The 23,247-nt window shown below is 35.9% G+C and carries 21 protein-coding genes, 1 pseudogene and 1 other annotated feature; of the genes and pseudogenes, 14 read left to right on the top strand and 8 right to left on the bottom strand.

Annotation, left to right across the window (positions count from 1 at the left end):
• Positions 1 to 43 precede the first annotated feature (43 nt).
• Complete coding sequence (locus SJY24_RS24530; protein WP_377866497.1) at positions 44 to 835, top strand: DUF2268 domain-containing putative Zn-dependent protease; 792 nt, start codon at positions 44 to 46, stop codon at positions 833 to 835.
• A 142-nt stretch (positions 836 to 977) separates the two neighbouring features.
• Positions 978 to 1,724, top strand: a complete 747-nt coding sequence (locus SJY24_RS24525) for a YjbA family protein (protein ID WP_377866495.1) — start codon at positions 978 to 980, stop codon at positions 1,722 to 1,724.
• Positions 1,725 to 1,986: 262 nt separating this feature from the next.
• Here the strand turns inward: SJY24_RS24525 and trpS are convergent, their stop codons facing one another.
• Together trpS and SJY24_RS24515 are read right to left on the bottom strand one after the other, a co-directional pair.
• Positions 1,987 to 2,976, bottom strand: a complete 990-nt coding sequence (gene trpS / locus SJY24_RS24520) for a tryptophan--tRNA ligase (protein WP_000110997.1) — start codon at positions 2,974 to 2,976, stop codon at positions 1,987 to 1,989.
• A gap of 74 nt (positions 2,977 to 3,050) precedes the next feature.
• Positions 3,051 to 3,267 (bottom strand) — a binding site (T-box leader).
• 105 nt (positions 3,268 to 3,372) lie between these two features.
• A complete protein-coding gene (locus SJY24_RS24515) occupies positions 3,373 to 3,753 on the bottom strand; it encodes a DUF3899 domain-containing protein (protein ID WP_044741196.1) in 381 nt (126 codons plus the stop codon).
• Between the two features lie 319 nt (positions 3,754 to 4,072).
• On the opposite strand from SJY24_RS24515, the gene SJY24_RS24510 reads away from it, so the two are divergent.
• The 5 genes from SJY24_RS24510 to SJY24_RS24490 all read left to right on the top strand — a co-directional run bounded on the left by SJY24_RS24510 (position 4,073) and on the right by SJY24_RS24490 (position 9,764).
• Positions 4,073 to 5,704, top strand: a complete 1,632-nt coding sequence (locus SJY24_RS24510; protein ID WP_377866493.1) for a peptide ABC transporter substrate-binding protein — start codon at positions 4,073 to 4,075, stop codon at positions 5,702 to 5,704.
• Between the two features lie 127 nt (positions 5,705 to 5,831).
• Entirely contained in the window at positions 5,832 to 6,761 is a 930-nt protein-coding gene (gene opp3b, locus SJY24_RS24505) for an oligopeptide ABC transporter permease (RefSeq protein ID WP_000534165.1), read from the top strand.
• Positions 6,758 to 7,774: an oligopeptide ABC transporter permease gene (opp3C, locus tag SJY24_RS24500; protein WP_377866492.1), complete on the top strand. Its 1,017-nt coding sequence runs from the start codon at positions 6,758 to 6,760 to the stop codon at positions 7,772 to 7,774. The genes opp3b and opp3C overlap by 4 nt, the downstream gene beginning before the upstream one ends.
• An 18-nt stretch (positions 7,775 to 7,792) precedes the next feature.
• Positions 7,793 to 8,836 (top strand): ABC transporter ATP-binding protein, encoded by a 1,044-nt coding sequence (locus tag SJY24_RS24495; protein WP_000854345.1) that lies wholly within the window; start codon positions 7,793 to 7,795, stop codon positions 8,834 to 8,836.
• A complete protein-coding gene (locus SJY24_RS24490; protein ID WP_000166341.1) occupies positions 8,829 to 9,764 on the top strand; it encodes an ABC transporter ATP-binding protein in 936 nt (311 codons plus the stop codon). Before SJY24_RS24495 ends, SJY24_RS24490 begins: the two co-directional genes overlap by 8 nt.
• A 145-nt stretch (positions 9,765 to 9,909) precedes the next feature.
• On the opposite strand, the pseudogene SJY24_RS24485 reads toward SJY24_RS24490, so the two are convergent.
• Positions 9,910 to 11,354, bottom strand: a pseudogene (locus SJY24_RS24485) (MATE family efflux transporter).
• 352 nt (positions 11,355 to 11,706) lie between these two features.
• Here SJY24_RS24485 and SJY24_RS24480 point away from each other — a divergent pair.
• Positions 11,707 to 13,353, top strand: a complete 1,647-nt coding sequence (locus tag SJY24_RS24480) for a peptide ABC transporter substrate-binding protein (RefSeq protein ID WP_098772417.1) — start codon at positions 11,707 to 11,709, stop codon at positions 13,351 to 13,353.
• Positions 13,354 to 13,382: 29 nt separating this feature from the next.
• On the opposite strand, the gene SJY24_RS24475 is transcribed toward SJY24_RS24480, so the two are convergent.
• Entirely contained in the window at positions 13,383 to 13,586 is a 204-nt protein-coding gene (locus tag SJY24_RS24475; RefSeq protein WP_377866491.1) for a hypothetical protein, read from the bottom strand.
• Here SJY24_RS24475 and SJY24_RS24470 point away from each other — a divergent pair.
• On the top strand, positions 13,513 to 13,713 hold the full coding sequence (locus tag SJY24_RS24470) for a dithiol-disulfide isomerase (protein WP_377866490.1): 201 nt from the start codon (positions 13,513 to 13,515) through the stop codon (positions 13,711 to 13,713). The two genes, SJY24_RS24475 and SJY24_RS24470, sit on opposite strands and share 74 nt — an antisense overlap.
• 450 nt (positions 13,714 to 14,163) lie before the next feature.
• Positions 14,164 to 14,559, top strand: a complete 396-nt coding sequence (gene spx, locus SJY24_RS24465; RefSeq protein ID WP_000258267.1) for a transcriptional regulator Spx — start codon at positions 14,164 to 14,166, stop codon at positions 14,557 to 14,559.
• Between the two features lie 50 nt (positions 14,560 to 14,609).
• On the opposite strand, the gene SJY24_RS24460 is transcribed toward spx, so the two are convergent.
• Positions 14,610 to 15,284 (bottom strand): TerC family protein, encoded by a 675-nt coding sequence (locus tag SJY24_RS24460; RefSeq protein ID WP_377866489.1) that lies wholly within the window; start codon positions 15,282 to 15,284, stop codon positions 14,610 to 14,612.
• Positions 15,285 to 15,801: 517 nt separating this feature from the next.
• Between SJY24_RS24460 and mecA the strand changes: the two genes are divergently transcribed.
• The 4 genes from mecA (at position 15,802) to pepF (ending at position 21,305) form a co-directional block, all read left to right on the top strand.
• On the top strand, positions 15,802 to 16,485 hold the full coding sequence (gene mecA, locus SJY24_RS24455) for an adaptor protein MecA (RefSeq protein ID WP_000402127.1): 684 nt from the start codon (positions 15,802 to 15,804) through the stop codon (positions 16,483 to 16,485).
• A gap of 72 nt (positions 16,486 to 16,557) precedes the next feature.
• Positions 16,558 to 18,102 (top strand): cardiolipin synthase, encoded by a 1,545-nt coding sequence (locus SJY24_RS24450; RefSeq protein ID WP_377866488.1) that lies wholly within the window; start codon positions 16,558 to 16,560, stop codon positions 18,100 to 18,102.
• A 90-nt stretch (positions 18,103 to 18,192) separates the two neighbouring features.
• The gene (locus tag SJY24_RS24445) at positions 18,193 to 19,428 is read left to right on the top strand and encodes a competence protein CoiA (protein WP_377867306.1); all 1,236 of its coding nucleotides are present in this window, start codon (positions 18,193 to 18,195) and stop codon (positions 19,426 to 19,428) included.
• A 50-nt stretch (positions 19,429 to 19,478) separates the two neighbouring features.
• Positions 19,479 to 21,305 carry an oligoendopeptidase F gene (gene pepF / locus SJY24_RS24440; protein WP_377866487.1) on the top strand — a complete coding sequence of 609 codons (1,827 nt, stop codon included), beginning with the start codon at positions 19,479 to 19,481 and terminating at the stop codon, positions 21,303 to 21,305.
• Positions 21,306 to 21,451: 146 nt separating this feature from the next.
• On the opposite strand, the gene SJY24_RS24435 is transcribed toward pepF, so the two are convergent.
• From SJY24_RS24435 to SJY24_RS24425, 3 genes are all read right to left on the bottom strand, one after another.
• Positions 21,452 to 21,625 (bottom strand): hypothetical protein, encoded by a 174-nt coding sequence (locus SJY24_RS24435; protein ID WP_000748141.1) that lies wholly within the window; start codon positions 21,623 to 21,625, stop codon positions 21,452 to 21,454.
• Positions 21,626 to 21,854: 229 nt separating this feature from the next.
• Complete coding sequence (locus tag SJY24_RS24430; RefSeq protein ID WP_002158882.1) at positions 21,855 to 22,748, bottom strand: ClpXP adapter SpxH family protein; 894 nt, start codon at positions 22,746 to 22,748, stop codon at positions 21,855 to 21,857.
• Positions 22,748 to 23,146 carry a globin domain-containing protein gene (locus SJY24_RS24425; RefSeq protein WP_000043388.1) on the bottom strand — a complete coding sequence of 133 codons (399 nt, stop codon included), beginning with the start codon at positions 23,144 to 23,146 and terminating at the stop codon, positions 22,748 to 22,750. The genes SJY24_RS24430 and SJY24_RS24425 overlap by 1 nt, the downstream gene beginning before the upstream one ends.
• Between the last annotated feature and the right edge of the window lie 101 nt (positions 23,147 to 23,247).

The following is a 23,247-nucleotide window of genomic DNA, read 5'->3' as shown; positions in this document are numbered from 1 at the left end:
TTTTTCTCTTTTTGCATATACATAAGAAAAAGGAGGGCTAAAGATGGGGATTATTGAAACTGCTGAGTGGTTACATCTATATTATGGACGGCCAGAAAAGCTGTGTGAGAAGTTTACGAAGTATATTCCGCTGCCAAAAGAAAGGTTGTATCGCTTTTTAATTTCTAAAGGTATGTATCGCCCGGTTATGCGAGGAGAACAGGAAATTAAAGAGTTAGAGAAAAAGGAAATTTGGAAAGAGTTACGTATGGAGTATGAGAAACTGAAAAATTGGTTAAAAGGTCCGGATGTCCCTGTCTTTATTTTATTATCAGATTCCTATAATCGAACTGTACAAGAAGAGTATAACGGTAGGGCTGGATTATCTATGCGTCACGTTATTTTCTTGTTCGTATGTGGACGGAACTCGGTAGAAGAACTAAAAGTGTTATTGGCGCATGAATATCACCACATATGCAGGTTACATCAAATTGAGAAGAAAGAAACAGAGTATACACTACTTGATACGATGATTATGGAAGGGCTAGCTGAGCAAGCAGTAACGGAAAGATATTCAGAAAAAAACAATGCACCGTGGACGACGTATCTTTCAAAAGAAGAGGCTATTTATTATTGGCAAAACGTTGTACATGAAAGAATAAGTATAAAACGAGGAACAAGGGAGCACGACATCTTATTAAATGGATTTCATTCTTATCCGAAGATGCTTGGCTATGCACTTGGATTCCATATTGTAAAAGATTGTGTAGCTTTTGAAGGAGAAGATACACTTTCTTTATTATCTATAGATGCGAAAGGAATATTGAATAAAGCAAATACATTTCATGTTTCATAAAAAACAGGAGAGCTATCTCTTGTTTTTTTTAATATTATAGAAGAAAAAATAATAATTAGAATATATTTCCTCAAGTGGAATAAAGTTAAGCAAAAATGAACATAATGATTGGTACAAACAGTAGTGAAGTGAGGGGTAGAGAATGTTATATCTACATGATGTATGGGTAAATTGGTTTGAAGGTGAAGAGAATGGGTATAACGTTTGTCATTTTTACGAATGGCGGAAAGATGATACGATTGAGCTATTAGATCAAGTGCCATTATTAAAAGTAGATTCCACATTATATCATTACATCGAGAACGAATTGTTAGAGCTTCCGCAAAAGTTATTGGAAGACGTACATCATAAGGCTTATATTCGTAAAAATCACGAACGTTTGCAACAAGAATATTGTTTTGTAGTTACAGATGGAAAAGGAATTATTGCGATTGATTCAATCGGCTATAATGTGCCAATTAGAAAAAGTAGGCTTATACCTCGTCAAGAGCAGATGGTATATGAGATGGTAGAAAATGTGCAAGCAGAAAAGTATGAGTTCCAGGCAGAAGAAATTGAAAAAGAACATCATATTTTATCACCATCGCCTTTCATTATGAATGGCTTGACTCGTAAAGAAAGACAGCTAAAACAATTATTATTTATGGCGTTAGATCAATTACATACAACGAAAAATCCAGCTGAAATTCGCTATTGGTTCACAGAGTGGGATCCATCAGCATACGGAATGGTTCAACATATGGAATTTGAAGATATTTGGGCTAAACTTTATGATGAAGCGAAAACTGGATGGTCTGAGAAGCACGAACAATTATGCGAGCGTCTTATAAAAGGACAGCCGTTTTTTGAAAAGCTATGGGAAATGGAAAATGAGCAGAAGGTAAATTAAAAAAAACCGCCAATTGGCGGTTTTTTTTATGGAGTTGGCAAGAATGTTTGGTGGCTTCACGCCTTCCTGCGAGGCAAAAAGCGCCTCGCAGGAAGGAGCTCCATCCCGCTCACATTCTAAGCGAGCCGCTTCCGCTTTTTAAGAAATCCAGCTCCGGCCCTTCGCGTCTAAGAACCTTCCCCACGCACGAGAAGGTAAAAAGCACCTTCTGTGGGAAAGAACCTTAGCCGTCAGGGCTAAGCAGTCGCCTCCGCTTTATAAGTTACCTACGTTTTCTACTTAATCCCATTGCGTTTTCTACTTTGCGTAGTTGTTTGAATGCAACGCGGTTTGCTTTTTCGGCACCTTTGTCTAGAATTTCGTCTAGTTCTGGGGAGCTGATTAGTTCGTTATATTTGTCTTGGATTGGGCGAATTGCTTCTACGACTACTTGTGCTAGGTCGCCTTTGAAGTCGCCGTATCCTTTTCCTTCGTACATTGCTTCTATTTCTTCAACTGTTTTTCCAGAGAATGAAGAATAGATTGTTAATAAGTTAGAGATACCAGGTTTATTTTCTTTATCGAATTTCACGATACCTTCAGAGTCAGTTACAGCACTTTTAATTTTCTTTTCAATTGTTTTTGGTTCATCAAGCATACTGATCATTGATTTTGGATTTGGATCAGATTTACTCATTTTTTTCGTAGGTTCTGTTAATGACATAACGCGAGCTCCTACTTTTGGAATGCGAATTTCAGGAACTGTGAACACTTCACGGAAGCGTTTGTTGAAACGCTCTGCTAGATCACGTGTTAATTCCATATGTTGTTTTTGATCATCACCAACAGGTACGATTTCAGTGTTGTAAAGTAAAATATCAGCAGCCATTAATGGTGGATACGTAAGTAATCCAGCCGGAACTGAATCTCTACCAGAAGCTTTATCTTTATATTGTGTCATACGCTCCAATTCTCCAACGTAAGCAACTGATTGCATGATCCATCCTAGTTGAGCGTGTGCTGGTACTTCTGACTGTACAAATAAAGTAGCTTTTTCAGGATCGATGCCGCATGCAACATATAGTGCAGCAAGACTGCGGATGTTTTTACGAAGTTGTACTGGATCTTGAGGTACTGTAATTGCATGTTGGTTTACAATGCAGAAATAGCAGTCGTGTTCGTTTTGAAGCTCTGTAAATTGCTTCATAGCTCCTAAATAGTTTCCAAGTGTAATTGTTCCACTTGGCTGAATACCAGAAAAGATAACTGACATAAGTAATTCCTCCTAAATTTGAATGTGTGATAGGGAAGAGAAGGCATACAAAAAAGCCCATTCATCCCAAATTACATAGGGACGAATGGACCGCGGTACCACCCTAATTATTTCACCGTAGTGAAATCTCTCAGATCCATAATAACGTCTGGATATAACGCCAAAGCCTACTACTCACGGTTCGGTTTGGTGCTCAAAAGCCCATTCCATATTGCACAATTACTTGTTCACACCAGCCACAAGCTCTCTGAAATTGCCTCAATATGTACTCTTCTTTATCATCGCATACATATAAATTTATTTATTGTTAACTGAGCCCTTTTAATATGAAAGAACTAAAGTTTTATAACAAAATGTTTTGCTGATTATTATATCATATGGAATAGCGTTTGCAAACTACATCAAAATAGTAAAGCTAATGAGAGTCGAGAACAGACCAAGTACGATACCAGTAATACAAATCGGATACGTCCATTTGAATGAATATGTTTTATAAATACGTTCTTTCTTATCGGTAGGTTCCTCTGCTTCTTCAATTAAAGAGTCAATTTTTTTGTTCGTACCAAATACTCTTTGGAATGCGTAAATTGTTACGTTAAAAAATCCATTTTGAAATATGTATAAAAAACCACCTATAAGAATAAAAAACAATGAGATATAGAATGAGATGTTGACAAAATTCAACAAAAACTGAGATGAAACGAGGAATGCGCCAACACTAGAAGCGATTATCGCTACAAAAAATAGTATACAAGAATGAAAAAAAACTTTATTCAAAATATTCCCCTCCGTCAAAATATTACTAGAATTATTATACTATAAAAGTTATAATAAGTAATATAAATAATTTTTTGAAAATTATACGCAATTGAATCCCTAATTTCAAGATGATGGTAGCAATGTTAACGTATTCCTTTACAAAAAAATAAAAAAATAAATAATTTATTAAAAATTTTAACAAAAAAACAAAAAACTATATTCACAATCGTCATATTATATGTATAATGAAAATTGTAGAAACTTGGAGATTATTCTTTCAATTCTACTTTTTTACAAGTGAGGGTACAGGAAGTGCAATTAGGGGAGGCAATACAACATGAAGAAAAAGATACCGTTATTAATTGCATCAACGTTGACAGTGAGTATGTTAGGAGCTTGTAGTTATCAAAAAGAAGATAACAAAGCAGGCGCAAAAGAAAAAGCCTCAAATAAGCAAGTGTTAAACCTAACTGAAACAGCTGAGATTCCAACAATGGATACGACGTTATCAACAGATGCAGCATCTTCTAACATCATGAATAATACAATGGAAGGATTATATCGTCTGGGGAAAGATGATAAACTCGTTCCAGGTGTCGCTAAATCCTATGAGAAATCAGAGGATGGTAAAAAGTACGTATTTAAATTACGTGAAGATGCGAAATGGTCTAACGGTGAGCCTGTAACAGCTAAAGACTTCGTTTATTCTTGGAGAAGAGCTGTAGATTCAAATACGGGTGCCAAGTTTGCTTACATACTATTTGATGTTAAAAATGCGGAGAAAGTTAACAAAAAAGAGTTACCAGTTGAAGAACTTGGTGTAAAGGCCGTTGATGATCACACACTTGAAGTGGAATTAGACAACCCTGTTCCTTATTTTGTAAGTTTAACAGTCTATCCAACATTTTATCCTTTGAATGAGAAGTTTGTAAAAGAACAAGGAGATAAATTCGGATTAGAATCCAATACGACACTTTACAATGGACCATTCGTTTTAAATGAATGGAAGCATGAACAAAGCTTCAAATTGACGAAGAACCCGACGTATTGGGAAAATAAAGTAGTAAAACTTGAGGAAGTAAACTTCAATATTGTTAAGGATCGTTCAACGGCTATAAATTTATATGAAACAAAAGCAATTGATCGTGTAGTATTAACATCAGAGTTTGTAGATAAATACAAATCAGATGCTGATTTTAAAACAATTAAGAGACCATCTACACAATTCATTCGCTTAAATGAAAAAAATAAGTTTTTAGCAAATAAAAATATCCGAAAAGCAATTGCGATGTCCTTTGAACGTGAAAATATCGGAAAAGTTATCTTAAACGATGGTTCAGAAGGAATGTATGGTTTTGTTCCGAAGGGTTTGGCAAAAGGACCTAACGGAAAAGACTTCCGTGAAGAGAACGGAAAGCTTATAAAAGAGGATGTTAAAGAAGCTCAAAAATATTGGGAAGCTGGTAAAAAAGAACTTGGTGTAGATAAAGTAGAGTTAGAGTTATTAAACTTTGATACTGATGATGCCAAAAAAATCGGAGAGTATTTAAAAGGACAATTCGAAAAGAACTTACCAGGTTTAACAGTTTCAACAAAAATGCAGCCATTTGCACAAAAATTAAAACTTGAAGCAAGTGGAGATTATGCGATGTCATATGCGGGATGGAGTCCAGATTATATGGATCCAATGTCATTCCTTGAAATGTATACAACAGGTAATTCGCAAAATAAAGTGAATTACGCAAATCCAGCATATGATGCACTAATTAAGAAAGCCAAAACAGAAGTAGATGTACAAGCTCGTTGGGATGCTCTATTAAAAGCAGAACAACAACTGCTTGAAGATGCAGCGATTGCTCCAGTATATCAACCTGGAAAGGCATATTTACAACGTAGTTCAATTACAGGCCTATTAGAACATAGATATGGCGGAGAATTTAGCTATAAGTGGGTTGAACTCAAAAACTAAAAATGGTTTCCATCATGAATAAGGGTATATGCCTATGATGGGCATGTGCTCTTATTTTAAAAAAATAAAAGTAAGAATATTTCAAACTATCTTATTGCTTTTGAGAAAAACGGGGAGGTGCTTGACTATGGGACGTTATGTATTAAAACGTTTCGTGTACATGGCTTTGACATTATTTTTAATTACTACACTGACTTTCTTTTTGATGAAATTACTTCCGGGTTCTCCGCTTAAAAACCAGGAGAAACTATCACCGGCACAAAAAGAAATCATTCTTGAAAAATATGGTTTAAATGATCCAGTACCAGTTCAATATGCACGTTACTTAGGTAACTTAGCAAAAGGTGATTTAGGGGTATCATTCCAATATGATAACCGCCCAGTAACAGATATGATTGTGGATCGTATTGGACCATCAGCACAACTTGGTTTACAAGCGATTATATTAGGAACATTTATCGGATTAATTTTAGGAATCGTTGCGGCACTTCGTAACAATACGTGGGTCGATTATGGGGCGACAATAATTTCCGTACTCGGGATGTCGGTACCATCATTCGTATTCGCCGCATTACTACAATATTTCGTAGGGGTAAAACTTGGTTGGTTCCCAGTAGCATTCTGGAAAGGACCTGAGTTTACAGTAATGCCTACAATTGCCTTATCAATGGCAGTTATCGCAACAATCGCACGTTTCGCTCGTGCAGAGTTAATCGAGGTTATGCAAGCTGACTACATTTTAACAGCGAAAGCGAAAGGAATTAGCCAAGGTGTTATCATTATCAAGCACGCACTGCGTAACGCATTAATTCCAGTTGTAACAATTTTAGGACCAATGGTCGCAGGATTAATTACAGGGACACTAGTTATTGAGCAAATTTACGCTGTACCTGGACTTGGGGAACAATTCGTTAAATCGATTACAGTAAATGACTATACAGTTATTATGGGAACTACAATTTTCTATAGTGCGATCTTCATCTTAGTTATTTTCATTGTCGATATTTTATACGGAATTATTGATCCTCGTATTCGTTTAGCGGGAGGGAAAAAATGATGAAAGATGTACAAAAATTATCTCCAGATTTATTTCAACCAGCCAATCAAAGTAATGTTGATAATGAAGTCATTGCCCGTCCAAGCTTAACGTTTTGGCAAGATGTAAGAAGACGTTTGTTCCAACATAAAGGTGCAATGTTTGGTTTCGTATTATTAATGCTTATTGTACTATTAGCAATTTTAGGACCGATGGTAAGTAAGCATTCTTATAAAGAGCAGGATTTAGGTCGTGCGAAAATGCCACCGAAAATACCAGTGATTGAAAATATTCATTGGCTACCATTTGACGGTACAGATCAATATGGTGTTGACCAATATGAAAAACGTGATATTAAAGAGTACTTCTGGTTTGGTACAGATGATCTTGGCCGTGATTTATGGACAAGAACATGGGAAGGTACACGAGTATCATTATATATCGCTCTTTTAGCAGCAGCGATTGACCTAGTAATCGGGGTTGCATACGGAGGTATTTCAGCGTTCTATGGCGGCAGAGTAGATAATATTATGCAACGTATTATGGAGATTATTAACGGTATTCCATACTTAATCATCGTTATTTTAATGGTAATCATTATGGGATCAGGTATTTGGTCGATTACACTCGCGATGGCAATTACAGGTTGGATAGGGATGTCGCGTATCGTTCGTGGACAAATCCTAAAATTAAAAAACCAAGAATATGTATTAGCCTCTCGTACATTAGGGGCAACAAATACACAGTTAATTGTGAAGCACTTAATTCCGAACGTAATGGGACCAATTATCGTAATGACAATGTTTACAATTCCAACAGCGGTATTTGGTGAAGCATTCTTAAGCTTCATCGGGCTAGGCATTCAGCCACCGTTCGCATCACTTGGTTCTCTTGTAAACGATGGTTATAAATCAATTCAAACGTATCCACATATGATGTTCATCCCAGCGGTTGTCATCAGTATGTTAATCTTAGCATTCAACTTAATGGCAGACGGATTACGCGACGCGTTAGATCCAAAAATGCGTAAGTAAAAGAGGGGAGAAGTAAAAATGAAAACATTGCTAGAGGTAAAAGATTTGCAAGTCTCCTTTGATACACATGCAGGTGAAGTACAAGCTGTACGCGGCGTTACTTTTGATTTAAAAAAAGGAGAAACATTAGCGATTGTAGGAGAATCTGGTTCTGGTAAATCAGTTACATCTAAAGCGTTAATGGGATTAATTCCGAATCCTCCAGGACGTATTAAAAACGGTGAAATCGTATTTGAAGGTCGTGACTTAACGAAACTAACAGAAAAAGAAATGCAGCAAGTACGCGGTAAAGATATTGCGATGATTTTCCAAGATCCAATGACATCATTAAATCCAACGATGACAATTGGTAATCAGATTATGGAAGGTCTTATTAAACACCAAGGGATGAGTAAAGCAGACGCACGTAAAGTTGCTTTAGAATTAATCGACCTTGTAGGTATTCCAAATCCAGAAGCACGCTTAAAACAATATCCTCACCAATTCTCAGGTGGTATGAGACAACGTGTAGTTATTGCGATGGCGTTAGCTTGTAATCCGAAATTATTAATTGCCGATGAGCCGACAACAGCGCTAGACGTTACAATTCAGGCGCAAATTCTAGAGCTTATGAAGGATATTCAGCAAAAAACAGAAGCAGCAATCATTTTCATTACGCATGATTTAGGTGTAGTGGCAAACGTTGCAGACCGAGTTGCGGTTATGTATGCTGGTAAAGTTGTTGAAATTGGAACTGTTGATGAAATTTTCTACAATCCAAAACATCCATACACATGGGGCTTAATCGCGTCTATGCCAAGCTTAGATGGTTCAGAGGACGAACTATATGCGATTCCAGGAACGCCTCCTGACTTATTAAAACCGCCAAAGGGTGATGCTTTTGCACCACGTAACCCGCAGGCGCTGAAAATTGATTTTGAAATGGAACCACCTTTATTTAAAGTAAGTGATACACATTATGCGGCAACCTGGTTACTTCATGAGCAAGCGCCAGAAGTAAAACCACCCGCAGTTGTTGAAAAACGTATTCTTCAAATGAAAGCAGGTGAACAACATGACTAAACAACGTGAGAAATTAATTGAAGTAAAAAATGTGAAACAACACTTCGACGTGAGTGGTGGTGTTGTCAAAGCGGTTAATGATATTTCATTTGATATTTACCGCGGAGAAACATTTGGTCTTGTAGGAGAATCGGGTTGTGGTAAATCGACAACTGGAAGAACGATCATTCGTTTATACGACGCAACTGCTGGTGAAGTGTTGTTCGATGGTGAAAATGTACATGGTAAAAAATCACGCGCAGAACTTAAGAAGTTCAACCGTAAAATGCAAATGATTTTCCAAGATCCATATGCATCACTAAATCCTCGTATGACAGTAGGGGATATTATCGCAGAAGGTATTGATATTCACGGGCTGGCAAAAGGCAAAAAAGAGCGTATGGACCGTGTTCACGAGCTGTTAAATACAGTTGGTTTAAATAAAGAACACGCGAACCGTTTCCCGCATGAATTCTCGGGCGGACAACGTCAACGTATCGGTATCGCTCGTGCGCTAGCTGTAGAACCTGAATTTATCATTGCGGATGAGCCAATCTCAGCACTTGACGTATCGATTCAGGCGCAGGTTGTAAACTTACTAAAACAGTTACAAAGAGAAAAAGGTTTAACATACTTATTCATCGCCCATGATTTATCGATGGTAAAATACATTAGTGATCGCATCGGTGTAATGTACCGTGGTCAAATCGTCGAGCTGACAACAAGTGAAGAGTTATATGAGAATCCAATGCATCCATATACAAAATCACTACTATCAGCAATTCCACTTCCAGACCCAGATTATGAGCGCAATCGTAAACGTATCGTATACGATCCAACTCAGCATGATTATGGTAGCGAAGTACCAACAATGCGTGAAATTCGCCCAGGACATTTCGTATTATGTTCTGAAGCGGAGTATAAGAAATATAAAGAGATCTATCAATAATAAAAAAAGCCATTCTTCCATTAAGGAAGGGTGGCTTTTTTCTACTATATAAATGAGTTGTCAAAATTGTCGATAAGTCGATATATTGAAAGAATCGCCGATATAAATTTCGCTCACTAATAACTACATCTTGATTAAACAAGTGTTACTGTGCCTGAATAGAAACACTTTCTTCTTGCTCATTTGGTTTAACAAGTGCATAACGTTCCCACGCTCTACTTCTCCAGCGAAAGAACATAATAATGGCACGCGTCCATTCATCAATAGCAATCGCTAGCCAAATACCAACGAGCCCCATATCTAAATGGAAGGCGAAAAAGTAACCGAGTGGTAAACTCATTAACACCATAGAGAATGCACCGATTAAAACTGGGTATTTTGCATCACCAGCTGCACGAAGTGAATTGATGATGACGATGTTCATCGTACGTCCCGTTTCAAGTAGTATACTTAGTAAAAGAACTGACGCACCTAATGTAATAATGTGCGGATTATCTGTAAATAGTCCCATTAATTGTGTGCGGAATGTAATAACGAGAGCGACCATACATAAAGTGACACCAATCGCCCACTTTACACTTTTCCATACGCGTTCATACGCTTCGTCTTTTTCACCACCGCCAACGAGGCGCCCGATAATAATTGCTGTTCCCATACCGATTGCAATAGCGAATAAATAAGTGAACATAGAAATGTTAGTAGCGTATTGTCTTGCTGCTAATGATTCCGTACCTAAGTATGTTGCGTAATATAAGAAGACAATTTGACAAGCTTGATACATGACTTGTTCGAATGCAGATGGAATGCCGATCTTTAATATTTTGCCAATGTATTCTTTTGATAAAGTGAAGTAATATTGTAATTTCACACGATATTCCATAACACGGTATAGTAACCAGAAGAACACAATAAGTGCCAGTAATCGACTGACAGCGGAAGAAATCGCGGCCCCTGTACACCAAGTTCGGGGAAACCGAATTTCCCGAAAATAAGTACGTAGTTTCCAGCGATATGAATAATATTCATTCCGAGCGAAACAAACATTGCCTGCTTTGTAAAGCCGTGAACACGGATAATTGCGGCTAATGAGTTAATAATAGCTTGAAGGAAAATAGCTCCTCCGACGATGGATAAATAGTTTTGTGCATACGTTAGTACATCGCCTTGTAAATTCATTGCCATCATCATATGTTTTGAAAATAAAAGAAAAGCAGCGCTTATAACAAGTCCGACCACTAAATTTAATGTGACTGCTAATGCTGATATTTTAGATGCTTCCATAAAACGTTTGGAACCGAGGTATTGAGATACGACGATTGCAGCGCCGTTCCCGATTACTTCTAGTACCAAAATAGCGATATGGAGATATTGATTCGCTGCACCAACCCCAGATACAGCATCGTCTGATAATGCACTTAACATAAAAGTATCAGCGATCCCCATCAACATAAAAAGAAAAACTTCTAGAAAAATAGGCCATGTTAATAGGAATAAACTTAGTTTCTCAGTTGGCCCACTTTTTGAGTGAATTGCTGTCATATCTGTCCCCTCTTTACCGATATCTATTTTTAGCAAAGTGTATCGTAACATACTTTCATAGCCATTGCACTCATTTTAACCTACATATTTTTAATATGAAGAGACCCCCATTTTATGTTAATAAGAGAAGGGTAATTATACATAAAATATTATAGAATATAAAATTTATTTTTCTCTGATAATTTAGAAAAAAATAAAAATAATGTTTTTTGGCGTTTCAGTCAGTGAAAACAGCAATGTGAAACGTTTTCAAAGATTTGTTTTTTAACAGAAAATTTTAATAAAATAGAAATATAAATATACAAAAAATATATTTATGTGTATAATATGAATTATTAGAACATATATATATTTCTTTCTGTTTGAAAATGAAAGGGCTAACATTTTTTGGAGGGGTGGAAGTATGAAAAAAAAGATACCAGTTTTTGTAGTATCAACAGTAGCGATGAGCATGATTTTAGGGGCATGTGGCTATCAAAAAGATGAACCGCAAGCGAACGCAAAAGGGGATAGCGGGAAAAGCGGTGCGAAGCAAGTTATTAATTTGATTGAAACACAAGAAATTCCAACGATGGACCCAGCGTTATCAGCTGATGCAGTTTCTTCAAAAGTAATGAATAATACGATGGAAGGTCTATACCGCCTTGGGAAAGATGATAAATTAGTGCCAGGTGTAGCCAAGGAATTCCAGAAGTCAGAAGACGGTAAAAAGTATACATTTAAATTACGTGAAGATGCAAAATGGTCAAATGGTGACCCTGTAACTGCGAAAGATTTCGTATATGCATGGCAAAGAGCGATTAACCCAGATACAGCTGCGAAATCAGCGTATATTATGTACGATATAAAAAATGCTGAGAAAATTAATAAAAAAGAGATGAGTCCAGATCAATTGGGCGTGAAAGCGATTGATGATCATACATTAGAAGTAGAATTGGATAATTCTATTCCATATCTTGTTGATTTAATGGTCTATCCGATCTTCTATCCTGTGAATGAAAAGTATGTGAAAGAGCAAGGTGCACAGTTTGGTTTAGAAGCAAATACAACACTTTATAACGGACCATTTACATTAAGTGATTGGCAACATGAACGTAGCTTCAAAATGACAAAGAGCCCATCATATTGGGACAATAAAGAAGTGAAGCTTGAGGAAGTAAACTTTAATATTGTAAAAGATACGTCTACGCCAATTAATTTATATGAAACAAACGCAGTCGATCGAGCGACGTTATTAGCAGAGTTCATCGATAAATATAAAGGGAAACCAGATTTCAAAACGGTAGAAGATACTTCTGTATTCTTCCTTCGCTTAAATCAAAAAGATCCAGCTTTAGCAAATAAAAATATTCGTAAAGCAATTTCTCTTGGTTTTGACCGTAAACCATTCGTTGATACATTATTAAATAATGGTTCTAAGCCAGCGACGGGATTAATTCCTGACAATTTCATTAAAGGACCGGATAAAAAAGATTTCCGTGCTGAAAATGGAGATATTATAAAACCAAATGTAAAAGAAGCGAAAAAGTATTGGGAAGCTGGTAAAAAAGAGCTTGGTAAAAACGAAATTGAATTAGAGCTATTAAATGAAGATGTTGAATTATCGAAGAAAACTGGTGAATATTTAAAAGGTGAATTAGAAAAGAATTTACCAGGATTAACAGTGAAAATTAAACAACAGCCATTCGCGCAAAAACTAAAATTAGAAGATGCGGGCGACTTTGTAATGTCATTCTCTGGATGGAGTGCAGACTTCCCAGATCCAGTTACATATCTTGATATGTTCGTAACTGATGGGGCACAAAATAAAATGAAGTATTCTAATCCGAAGTACGATGAGATTATTATGAAAGCGAAGAAAGATGGAAGCGACGTAAACGCTCGTTGGAAAAACTTATTAGAAGCAGAAAAAATGTTACTTGATGATGCTGCGATTGTTCCAGTATATCAACGTGGTAGAGCATATTTACAAAGAGAAACAATTAAAGATATGTACAACCATAAATATGGTGGCGAAGTAAGCTTCAAATGGGCATCAGTAGAGAAATAACAAAAAAAGCAGGTGATTACCTGCTTTTTTTAGTACGTACGTTTTTTATAAATGCCTTTTCCGCCAACTTGATTCCAGCCAAATTGTACATCTAAACTTTTGTTAACAAACTTCATTTTTTCTTTCCCACCAAAGAGTTTTTCACCGATACTATTTGTAATGACACCAATCAATGCTGTTATTCCGATGATGAGGGTAGCAACAATGATAAAATCAGTAAAAAAAGCAATCATATGCAAATTCCCCCTTTGCCTGTCTGTATTTTTATTGTATGAGATAAAAGGTGAAAAAGAAAGAAATGTCAGAAAAATTTTGATTAATTTTAGAAATCGTATAGACATGAGTGATGAGATTTGTTAAAATAAGAACAAATGTTCCTGTTTTGTTTTAGCTTTGGGTCTTACATTTCTCAATTGAATTATTGGGAAAAGGTAAGAAAACGTTCTCTTTTAGGCGATTCATGTTATGAAAAAACAATCGTATATAACATGAAGTATATTGTAAAAAGCAGGCGTCAAAAGGATTGAAGATTGTTGTTAGATGACAGTTTAAGTGAGGATAATCATGTTACATAGCAGTGGAATACACGGAGAAGTTTTCTCAACTAGCAGTAAATTTACTGTATATTTCTTGCAAAAACTATTGTATAATGATTATAGAAGTTACTTATTAAAAGTAATTATTGTTGCTTACATGAATTGCGATTTTTTACTTTGCTATAAGACAAGTTATCGCGAAAAATTGCGGAAGTTAGAAATTTAAACTGTAATTAGTACAGAATTTGTACTCTTTAAGGAGAGTGAGCTTTGTATGGTAACATTATATAGTTCTCCAAGCTGTACGTCTTGTAGAAAGGCGAAATTATGGCTAGAGGAAAATCATATTCCTTATACAGAACGTAATATTTTCTCAGATCCATTAACGATTGAGGAAATTAAAGAGATTTTACGTATGACAGAAAGCGGAACGGATGAGATTATTTCTACTCGTTCAAAAGTTTTCCAAGAATTAAATGTAAACTTAGAGTCTTTACCACTTCAAGATTTATATAAGATGATTCGTGACTATCCAGGGATTTTACGTCGTCCAATTATGATTGACGAGAAGCGCCTTCAAGTAGGTTACAACGAAGACGAAATCCGCCGTTTCTTACCACGTACAGTAAGAACGTTCCAATTGCGTGAAGCACAGCGTCTTGTAAATTAATTATAATAATAAGAAAACCTTCTACCTATTATATAGTAGAAGGTTTTCTTTTAATGTTTCACATTTCGTAATCGAACTCGTTGAACGATAATACCGATGCATAAAACGGTGAAAATGAATAAGTAAGGGATACTTGCCGTGAAACTTGGGTTGTTCTGAAAAAAAGTTGCAAGTCTGTCTTCATGTGTAATCATTTTTCCTGCTGTATAGGCGAGAACTGCTGCCCCGCAAAAAATGAGGAACGGAAAACGTTCCATGAGTATTAAAATAAGTTTGCTACCCCAAATGATAATCGGGATAGAAATGAGTAGACCGATTATTACGAGTAATAATCTTCCGTGAGCTGCACCCGCAATGGCAATAACATTATCAAACCCCATAACGAGATCTGCGAATACAATCGTACGCACCGCTTGGAATAAAGTCGTTTTTCCTTTAATCGAAGAAAGATCGTTGTTGTTATCAGTTAGTAAATTTACTGCAATTAATGTGAGTAAAACTCCGCCGATGAGTTGTAAAAATGGGATGTCGAGTAAATAGACAGCTAGTATTGTGAGGAGAATTCGCAGCACAATTGCTAAAATAGTACCAATCAAAATTGCTTTATTTCGTTTTGATTCAGGTAAATTTCGGCTAGCTAGTGCGATAACAATTGCGTTATCACCACCTAGTACAACATCGATACCGACGATCATTAGTACAGATGTTAAAAACTCTAAGTCCATTCGTCTGCCTCCATTTATGATGTTTTAATAAGCGATATGTATGTGATGAAGAAAGTTTGTTTAGCTTTAATCCCGCCCCTTTGGGATTAAATAATCTTCTCTTATAGAAGTTTCACTTTATTACAGTGTACGAGGCAATCCGCAAATGTATGTCCAAATTTTTTGTGAACAGAGAATTGGAATAATGATATTTAGCCGACTATCTGCGGATAGTAAGACTCCGTCACAAAATCCGGCTATAAAGAAAAGGAGTTAGTTTTGAGCTTTCCTGTCCGTAAATGCCCGATTAGCGTGGTTAATAATCAACGTGGATGAGCAAAGACCCCATCAATTAAAGTTTCAGTTTATGTAAGTAGCCGAATGCGGATAGGTATATAACTATTTTTGTAAAATAAATCGATTTTATTTCCATTCTGGAGAATCTTATCATAAAATGAGAGTACAAGAATCTATTGATTTGTCATATGAGTGGGGGATCCCTTCATAACAATTCTAAACAGGAAGGGAGAGTTGTATTTTGGAAATTGAAAGAATTAACGATCATACGATGAAATTTTTTATTACGTACGTTGATATAGAGGACAGAGGGTTTAACCGTGAAGAAATTTGGTATGACCGCGAACGGAGTGAAGAACTCTTTTGGGAAATGATGGATGAGGCCCGCGATCATGATGACTTCTTTATTGATGGACCGTTATGGATTCAAGTGCAAGCAGTCGACAAAGGGATTGAAGTACTTGTAACGAAAGCAGAACTTTCAAAGGATGGACAAAAATTAGAACTACCAATAGGTGTAGACAAAATTATAGATATTCCTTTAGATGAAGGAATCGAATCATTATTCCAGCAAGAATTAGAGGAAGAGGAAATAGAACCGACAGGTACAAACTTTAATGAAGATGGTACGTTTGGCTTTTTAATTAAGTTTAATGATTTTGAAGATGTAATTTCATTAAGTCATCGTCTAATTTTTGAAGATATAAAAGATGAACTGTATTCATTTGAGGACCGCTATTATGTATATGTGGAATTCGATGAAGTGCTACATGATGAGGAAGAGATTGATCGTATTTTAAGTATTGTTTTGGAATATGGGGAAGAATCTACTTTAACAATTCATCGTGTAAGTGAGTATGGAAAACAAGTTGTGAAAGAGCATGCGCTTGAGACAATTCGTAACCATTTTCCTTCTAAAACGTAGGCCGATTTCTATAGTATGAAATCGGCTTTTTTTATGAAGAATAGGAAAGTTTTCTTAGTAAGGGGGTAAGAGATGAAAAACACGTTAAAACTACTTTTCTTTTTTCTACTATTGTTCGCATTATTTGTTTCATTACGCATGTTTATTGATGTAGCATTTTATTCGGATGTCATTGGTATAAAAGACGTTTCGATTTTAGGTATTATTAGTATTTTATTTACGGTTTCCGCATTTTTAATTGGATGTGTTATTTTCTTAGAAAACAGACATCCATCCAAAACGCTTACATGGTTAATCGTACTAGGAATTTTTCCAGTGTTCGGGTTCTTTGCTTATTTATTATTTGGACAAAACTTTCGCAGAAAAAGAATGTTCCAAAAGAAGGCGCTACTCGATGAACAGGCGTTTTTACAATATAAGGGGCACGAAGATTACGAAGAACGAATTTTACGAGACCACAAGCATCAAGAATTGTTATTTCGTTTAGCTGATCGATTGGGTGCTTTAAATATTTCATTTCAAACTGAAACGAGGACATTAACAAATGGAGATGAAACGTTTCAGGCAATTTTAGATGGGTTAAATCGAGCGAAACACCACATCCATATGGAGTATTACATTGTGCGTGATGACAAGCTCGGTACAGAAATTAAAGATATTTTAATAAAAAAATCACAAGAAGGCGTTGTCGTTCGTTTTTTATACGACGCGGTTGGAAGCTTTAAATTATCAAATGCGTATATTGAAGAATTGAATGATGCAGGAGTAGAAATGATTCCATTTTTCCCTGTGCGTTTTCCAATTTTAAACGATAAAATTAATTATCGAAACCACCGAAAAATCGTTATTATAGATGGAAATGAAGGGTTTGTGGGGGGATTAAATATTGGTGATGAGTATTTAGGGAAGGATAAATATTTCGGTTTTTGGCGAGACACGCATTTATATTTACGTGGTGAAGCAGTTCAAAGTTTACAGCTGATTTTTCTTCAAGACTGGTTCTATATGACTGGTGAGGCGGTATTAGCACCTGAATATTTACAAGCGGAAGCAGTTGGGGGTGATCATTGGGGCGGAGTCCAACTTGTTGGAGGTGGACCGGATAATAAATGGGAAACAATTAAACATTTATATTTTGCAATGATTGCTTCAGCTAGGAAATCGATTTGGATTGCAACACCATACTTTATTCCAGATGATGATATTTTATCTGCATTAAAAGTAGCTGCACTTGCCGGTATTGATGTACGTTTGTTAATGCCAAGTAAGCCAGATAAGCGCACTGTCTTTTATGCATCAAGATCGTACTTTCCGGAGTTATTAGATGCAGGAGTAAAAATATATGAATATGAAAAAGGTTTTCTTCATAGTAAAGTTGTTATCGTTGATTCGGATCTCGCTTCAATTGGGACAGCTAATATGGATATGAGAAGTTTTCATTTAAACTTTGAAGTAAATGCCTTTTTATATGATACAGATAGCATTCGAAAGCTCGTTCAAGATTTTAAAGACGATTTAGAAGAGTCCAGTGAAATTCATGTTGACCGATTTCATAAAAGACGTCTTCATAGGCGGATTGTTGAATCGACGTATCGGTTATTGTCACCTTTATTATAGAAAGAGATGTCCTAATTTAGGACATCTCTTTTTTTGAGAGGAATTTGTAGTAAATTGTAGAATACAAGGAGTTGAAAGGGTGTGATTGTGATGTTTATTGCAAGGAGAGAAAACGGAGAAAAAATTCATCTATTATATAACCGGGATGAAGAGCTTTTACGCGAAATGCGTAAACGAGAAAAATTATTTTGTACAGCTTGCGGAAAAGAAGTACAAATGAAATTAGGAAAACAGAAGAGGTGGCATTTTGCTCATAAGAAAGTGGATTCATGTCTTGCCTTTTATGAAGCAGAATCTATGTATCATATGCACGGTAAAGAATTGTTATATAGATGGTTAAAACATCAAGATTTTCATGTAGATATAGAGCATTATCTGCCGGTAATCCAGCAACGGCCAGATATTTACGTAGAGAGAGCGGATAGAAAAATTGCGATTGAATATCAATGTGCAAATCTCTCCATAGAGCAGCTTTATAAGCGAACATATTCGTATTGGCAAGCTAGTATACAAGTCATCTGGATAATCGGTGGAAATCAGTTGAAAAAGCAATCCGCCCATTGGATGACATTTTCCTCTTTTATGGCTTTCGCCTTACAACCTTATCCTCAGCCATTTCTTATTTTCTTTTGCCCGAAACAAAAATCGTTTATGAAATGTGCGTTTATCACTCCGTTTTCTACTAATGTCTCTTTCTCACATACTATTTACTTACCAACCGATACGACTACTGTTGAAATGCTCTTTTCTCCCGTTCCTTTCCGGAAAGAGGTATTAGGACAAGAATGGAAGAGAAAAAAGAACTATTTTCGGCAAAACGCTTTACCTATCTGGAATTATAATCATAAGTCACTACTACGCCTCTTATATCAATATAAATGTACCCCAGCGAGTTTTCCTTCTGAAATCGGTGTTCCGCTTCCATCCTCATTTGCTTTTCAAACAAATCCATTTATATGGCAAGCTTTTCTTTATATGAAGTGTATAAGTAAGCTTAAGGTAGGGGAGTATATTTCCTTGCAGTACGCATGTAATTATGTAGCGAAATATACGAAGAGGCGTCTACTTCCGTATTTTGCACAACATATATGGAAGATAGCAGTTGCAGAGTATATGGCATTTTTATGTTATATAGGTGTGTTAAATAAAGTAGGTACGAATAAGTATCGAAAAATAAGAGATGTTGTTTTGTTAAAAACAGAGGAGGAAATTATGAAATATGATGACATTTGCTTAGCGCATGCACTATCTCTATTTGAGACAAAGTACAACATGAGAGAGGGAAAAGGGGATATAATAAAGACTGATCGTGAAGGAATTACATAAGAAAAATCGAATTGTACTTAAGTAGAGATATTTAAAGGAGGGCTTAAAGAATGGCTGAACAAAACACAGTAAAATCATTACCAGATCGCAATGAGATTGAAGAAGCAAACACATGGCGATTAGAAGATATTTTCCAAACAGATGCAGAATGGGAAAAAGAATTCCAAGCTATTAAAGAGCTATTGCCAAAGTTAACTGAATTTAAAGGGAAGCTTGGTGACTCTGCAGACAATTTGCTTGAGGCATTGCAATATGAAGATGAAATTTCAATGAGATTAGGTAAGCTATATACATATGCACATATGCGTTACGATCAAGATACAACAAACTCTGTGTATCAAGCATTAAATGATCGCGCAACAAATTTATACTCACAGGTATCTAGTAGCACAGCTTATATCGTGCCTGAAATTTTAGCTATTTCAGAAGATACATTGCAATCATTCTTACAACAAAATCGAGAACTAAGTGTATATGAGCATGCATTAGAAGAAATTACACGTCAACGCCCGCATGTATTATCGGAAGCTGAAGAAGCGTTATTAGCAGAAGCATCTGAAGTGATGAGTGCATCAAGTAATACATTTGGTATGTTGAATAATGCGGATTTAAAATTCCCATCTATTAAAGGTGAGGATGGAGAAGAAGTAGAAATAACACATGGTCGTTATATTCAATTTTTAGAAAGTGATGATCGTCGTGTGCGCGAAGATGCATTCAAAGCTGTATATGAAACGTACGGAAAATATAAGAACACATTTGCAAGTACGTTAAGTGGGGCTGTGAAACGTAATAATTTCAATGCACGCGTTCGTAAATACGATTCTGCACGTCAAGCTGCATTAAGTAATAATAATATTCCTGAAGCGGTGTATGATCAACTTGTTGAATCGGTAAATGATAATTTACACTTACTACATCGCTATATTGATATTCGTAAGCGTGCCCTAGGTCTTGATGAGCTTCATATGTATGATTTATATACACCGCTTGTACCAGAAGTGAAAATGAATGTGAAGTATGAAGAAGCACAAGAAATGTTATTGAAATCTTTAAATGTACTTGGTGATGAATATGTTGAAATTTTAAAAGAAGCATATGAGAATCGCTGGGTAGATGTATATGAGAATAAAGGAAAACGAAGCGGAGCATATTCATCTGGTGCATACGGAACAAATCCGTATATTTTAATGAACTGGCATGATAATGTAAATAATTTATTTACACTTGCTCATGAGTTTGGTCATTCAGTGCATAGTTACTATACAAGGAAGACACAACCGCACGTATATGGTGATTATTCAATCTTCGTTGCAGAAGTAGCATCAACTTGTAATGAAGCACTTCTAAATGATTACTTATTGAAGACGACAGAAGATAAGAAAGAGCGTCTATATTTATTAAATCACTATTTAGAAGGATTCCGTGGTACTGTATTCCGTCAAACGATGTTTGCAGAGTTCGAGCATATTATTCATAAGAAAGTACAAGAAGGGCATGCTGTTACGCCAGACATGTTAACGGAAATTTACTATGATTTAAATAAGAAATATTTCGGTGACGCATTAGTGATCGATAAAGAAATCGGTTTAGAATGGTCTCGTATTCCGCACTTCTATTACAACTATTACGTATATCAATACGCAACAGGATTTAGTGCAGCGACAGCTTTGTCAAAACAAATTTTAGAAGAGGGACAACCAGCAGTAGAACGTTACATTAATGAATTCTTAAAAGCTGGAAGCTCTGATTACCCAATTGAAGTGTTGAAAAAAGCAGGGGTAGACATGGCATCACCAGAACCTGTAAAAGAAGCATTACAAGTATTTGAAGAGAAATTAAATGAATTAGAAGCGCTATTGTTTGAAGAGAAGTAATGAGAAAAGACGAGGGATTTCATCCTCGTCTTTTTTGTTTGGAACATTTGCTCAAAAGCAAACTATGTCGATATTTGTCGAATGATTAAGGTGATTTTCGGTGCTTTTTTTATATTTGAAGGAATTTTTACGACTTATTTTTGTAATTAAAATCCTTTAAATCGTTTTCTATAGTTGAAATAAGAGACAGCGATGACGATAACTCCGAATAAAAGAGGGAAGGCAATAATTTTAGGAAAAGCTTGTAATAGAGAGAGGATATACAAGAAAAAAGAAACAATAACACATAGAAAGATAAGGAAAATATGAGACTTTTTCATAAGGAAACCTCCTAAATTGCTTTTTTTATAGCTTATTCAAGAATGAAAACGTTTAGAATGTGACAAAAATGTGAAATTCGACAAAAGGGGTTGTCATCTGACGTCGAATCTTGTAATATAATAAGCGTGAACGAATTCACATACAAACATATACCCCTTTGTTTGAACGTGAAAATTTCTCCCATCCCCTTTAATATTTTTATAAGCCGTAAAGAAAAAGACCTGGTGTTTACACCAGGTCTTTTTCTTTTGCTATCCATTTCCAATAACGTTCGCACTTCACTTCAATCATTTGTACTTTTCGTTTTAGTTGTAATTTTTTTAGTTCGCGCTCTATTTCTTGCTGCGGGCAGTCATATATAAATGAGATTTCCTTTGAAGAAATAAATTGTGTTGCTTCTAGTAATACCTCTAAAGGAGGTAATGGCTCTGGCTCAATCTCGCATTTTACAAGTTCTTTTAATAACTGTACGTATACATCATAGGAATAAATTCCTGCGATTTTAATACCTTCCTCATCTGAATTTGCATGGAAAAATAGGAGGGAAGGTATTTCTGTAATATGCATCTCATTTGTGAATTTCAGGTCGCATTGGAAAGCTTTTTTTGCGCTAACTGAGTGTAGGTCTTTTTTAAATTCTTCTACATCAATGCCACTATCTTTAGCGCATGTAAGCAATAATTCACAGTCAGGATTTGATACATTTTCAAGAAGAATGTATTCTTGGAGTTTTCGCAAAAATTTCGAACCTGCTTTTCGGCCTTGCAACTCCGCCGCCTTAATTGCCATCGAAACTAAATATGGTGTTGACGATGCCTCTTGCATATGTACTTTTCCATCACATGAAAACCCTTGTAAACTTGTTGTTTTTTCCCACACAAATCGAATATTAGCAGGTTTATTCCATTTGTGTGAGGAAGCGTTTGCTCCGTCCACTTTTCCAGTTACGATATGACGAATAGAGAAGTATTTCCCATATTCAAGCCATAGTTTAATAATAAATGGCTCGATATCCCAGCAATCTTTACAAAGTGGATCAATAAATAAATATGCTTCTACAGATTTATGCTCGCATGTGGAAGGAGAAGGCATATTTATATGCTTTGCTTCCTGCTTATCCATTACACTTCACCTGTTTCATTTGGAGTATTGACCATATGTTGAGCAGTTAATGCTAAACGTTCAAAAACAAACTCTCTTATATGACCGTGCACTCCTGTATCATCCATTGCTTGCTCCATACATGATAGCCAAGCTTCTGCGCGTTTTGGAGTAATCTCAAACGGAAGATGGCGTGCTCTTAGCATAGGATGCCCATGTTCTTCAGTGTATAAATTAGGGCCACCTAAATATTGTGTTAAAAATTGTTTCTGCTTCCTAGCAGTTTCTGTTAAATCATCCGGGAAGATCGGAGATAAGTCAGGGTGTTCACTGACATAGGAATAAAATGTATCCACTAATGTTGCAATGCATTGTTCACCGCCAATTGCTTCAAATGGTGTCATCGGTTGCTTGCTCATCCTTTATAAACTCCTTTTTCCATGAAATGTATATCTATTGTAGCAATGGAATGTTATGAAGGGCAACTAAACAGCCTTCATAACATTCTTTGCTTATTCTA

It is taken from the genome of Bacillus sp. R86525, from assembly GCF_042466195.1.
Classification (GTDB): Bacteria; Bacillota; Bacilli; order Bacillales; family Bacillaceae_G; genus Bacillus_A; species Bacillus_A nitratireducens.
The sequence above is the reverse complement of the archived record's forward strand: the minus strand, read 5'-3'. Positions and strand labels throughout refer to the sequence as shown.

Coding starts and splice junctions, on each gene's coding strand:
- opp3b (WP_000534165.1), top strand. CDS start 5,832: ATGGGACGTTATGTATTAAAACGTTTCGTGTACATGGCTTTGACATTA.
- SJY24_RS24450 (WP_377866488.1), top strand. CDS start 16,558: ATGAAAAACACGTTAAAACTACTTTTCTTTTTTCTACTATTGTTCGCA.
- SJY24_RS24525 (WP_377866495.1), top strand. CDS start 978: ATGTTATATCTACATGATGTATGGGTAAATTGGTTTGAAGGTGAAGAG.
- SJY24_RS24490 (WP_000166341.1), top strand. CDS start 8,829: ATGACTAAACAACGTGAGAAATTAATTGAAGTAAAAAATGTGAAACAA.
- SJY24_RS24460 (WP_377866489.1), bottom strand. CDS start 15,284: ATGGACTTAGAGTTTTTAACATCTGTACTAATGATCGTCGGTATCGAT.
- pepF (WP_377866487.1), top strand. CDS start 19,479: ATGGCTGAACAAAACACAGTAAAATCATTACCAGATCGCAATGAGATT.
- SJY24_RS24495 (WP_000854345.1), top strand. CDS start 7,793: ATGAAAACATTGCTAGAGGTAAAAGATTTGCAAGTCTCCTTTGATACA.
- SJY24_RS24430 (WP_002158882.1), bottom strand. CDS start 22,748: ATGGATAAGCAGGAAGCAAAGCATATAAATATGCCTTCTCCTTCCACA.
- SJY24_RS24475 (WP_377866491.1), bottom strand. CDS start 13,586: ATGATTGCTTTTTTTACTGATTTTATCATTGTTGCTACCCTCATCATC.
- SJY24_RS24530 (WP_377866497.1), top strand. CDS start 44: ATGGGGATTATTGAAACTGCTGAGTGGTTACATCTATATTATGGACGG.
- trpS (WP_000110997.1), bottom strand. CDS start 2,976: ATGTCAGTTATCTTTTCTGGTATTCAGCCAAGTGGAACAATTACACTT.
- SJY24_RS24470 (WP_377866490.1), top strand. CDS start 13,513: ATGACACCAATCAATGCTGTTATTCCGATGATGAGGGTAGCAACAATG.
- SJY24_RS24480 (WP_098772417.1), top strand. CDS start 11,707: ATGAAAAAAAAGATACCAGTTTTTGTAGTATCAACAGTAGCGATGAGC.
- SJY24_RS24445 (WP_377867306.1), top strand. CDS start 18,193: ATGTTTATTGCAAGGAGAGAAAACGGAGAAAAAATTCATCTATTATAT.
- SJY24_RS24435 (WP_000748141.1), bottom strand. CDS start 21,625: ATGAAAAAGTCTCATATTTTCCTTATCTTTCTATGTGTTATTGTTTCT.
- spx (WP_000258267.1), top strand. CDS start 14,164: ATGGTAACATTATATAGTTCTCCAAGCTGTACGTCTTGTAGAAAGGCG.
- SJY24_RS24425 (WP_000043388.1), bottom strand. CDS start 23,146: ATGAGCAAGCAACCGATGACACCATTTGAAGCAATTGGCGGTGAACAA.
- SJY24_RS24510 (WP_377866493.1), top strand. CDS start 4,073: ATGAAGAAAAAGATACCGTTATTAATTGCATCAACGTTGACAGTGAGT.
- opp3C (WP_377866492.1), top strand. CDS start 6,758: ATGATGAAAGATGTACAAAAATTATCTCCAGATTTATTTCAACCAGCC.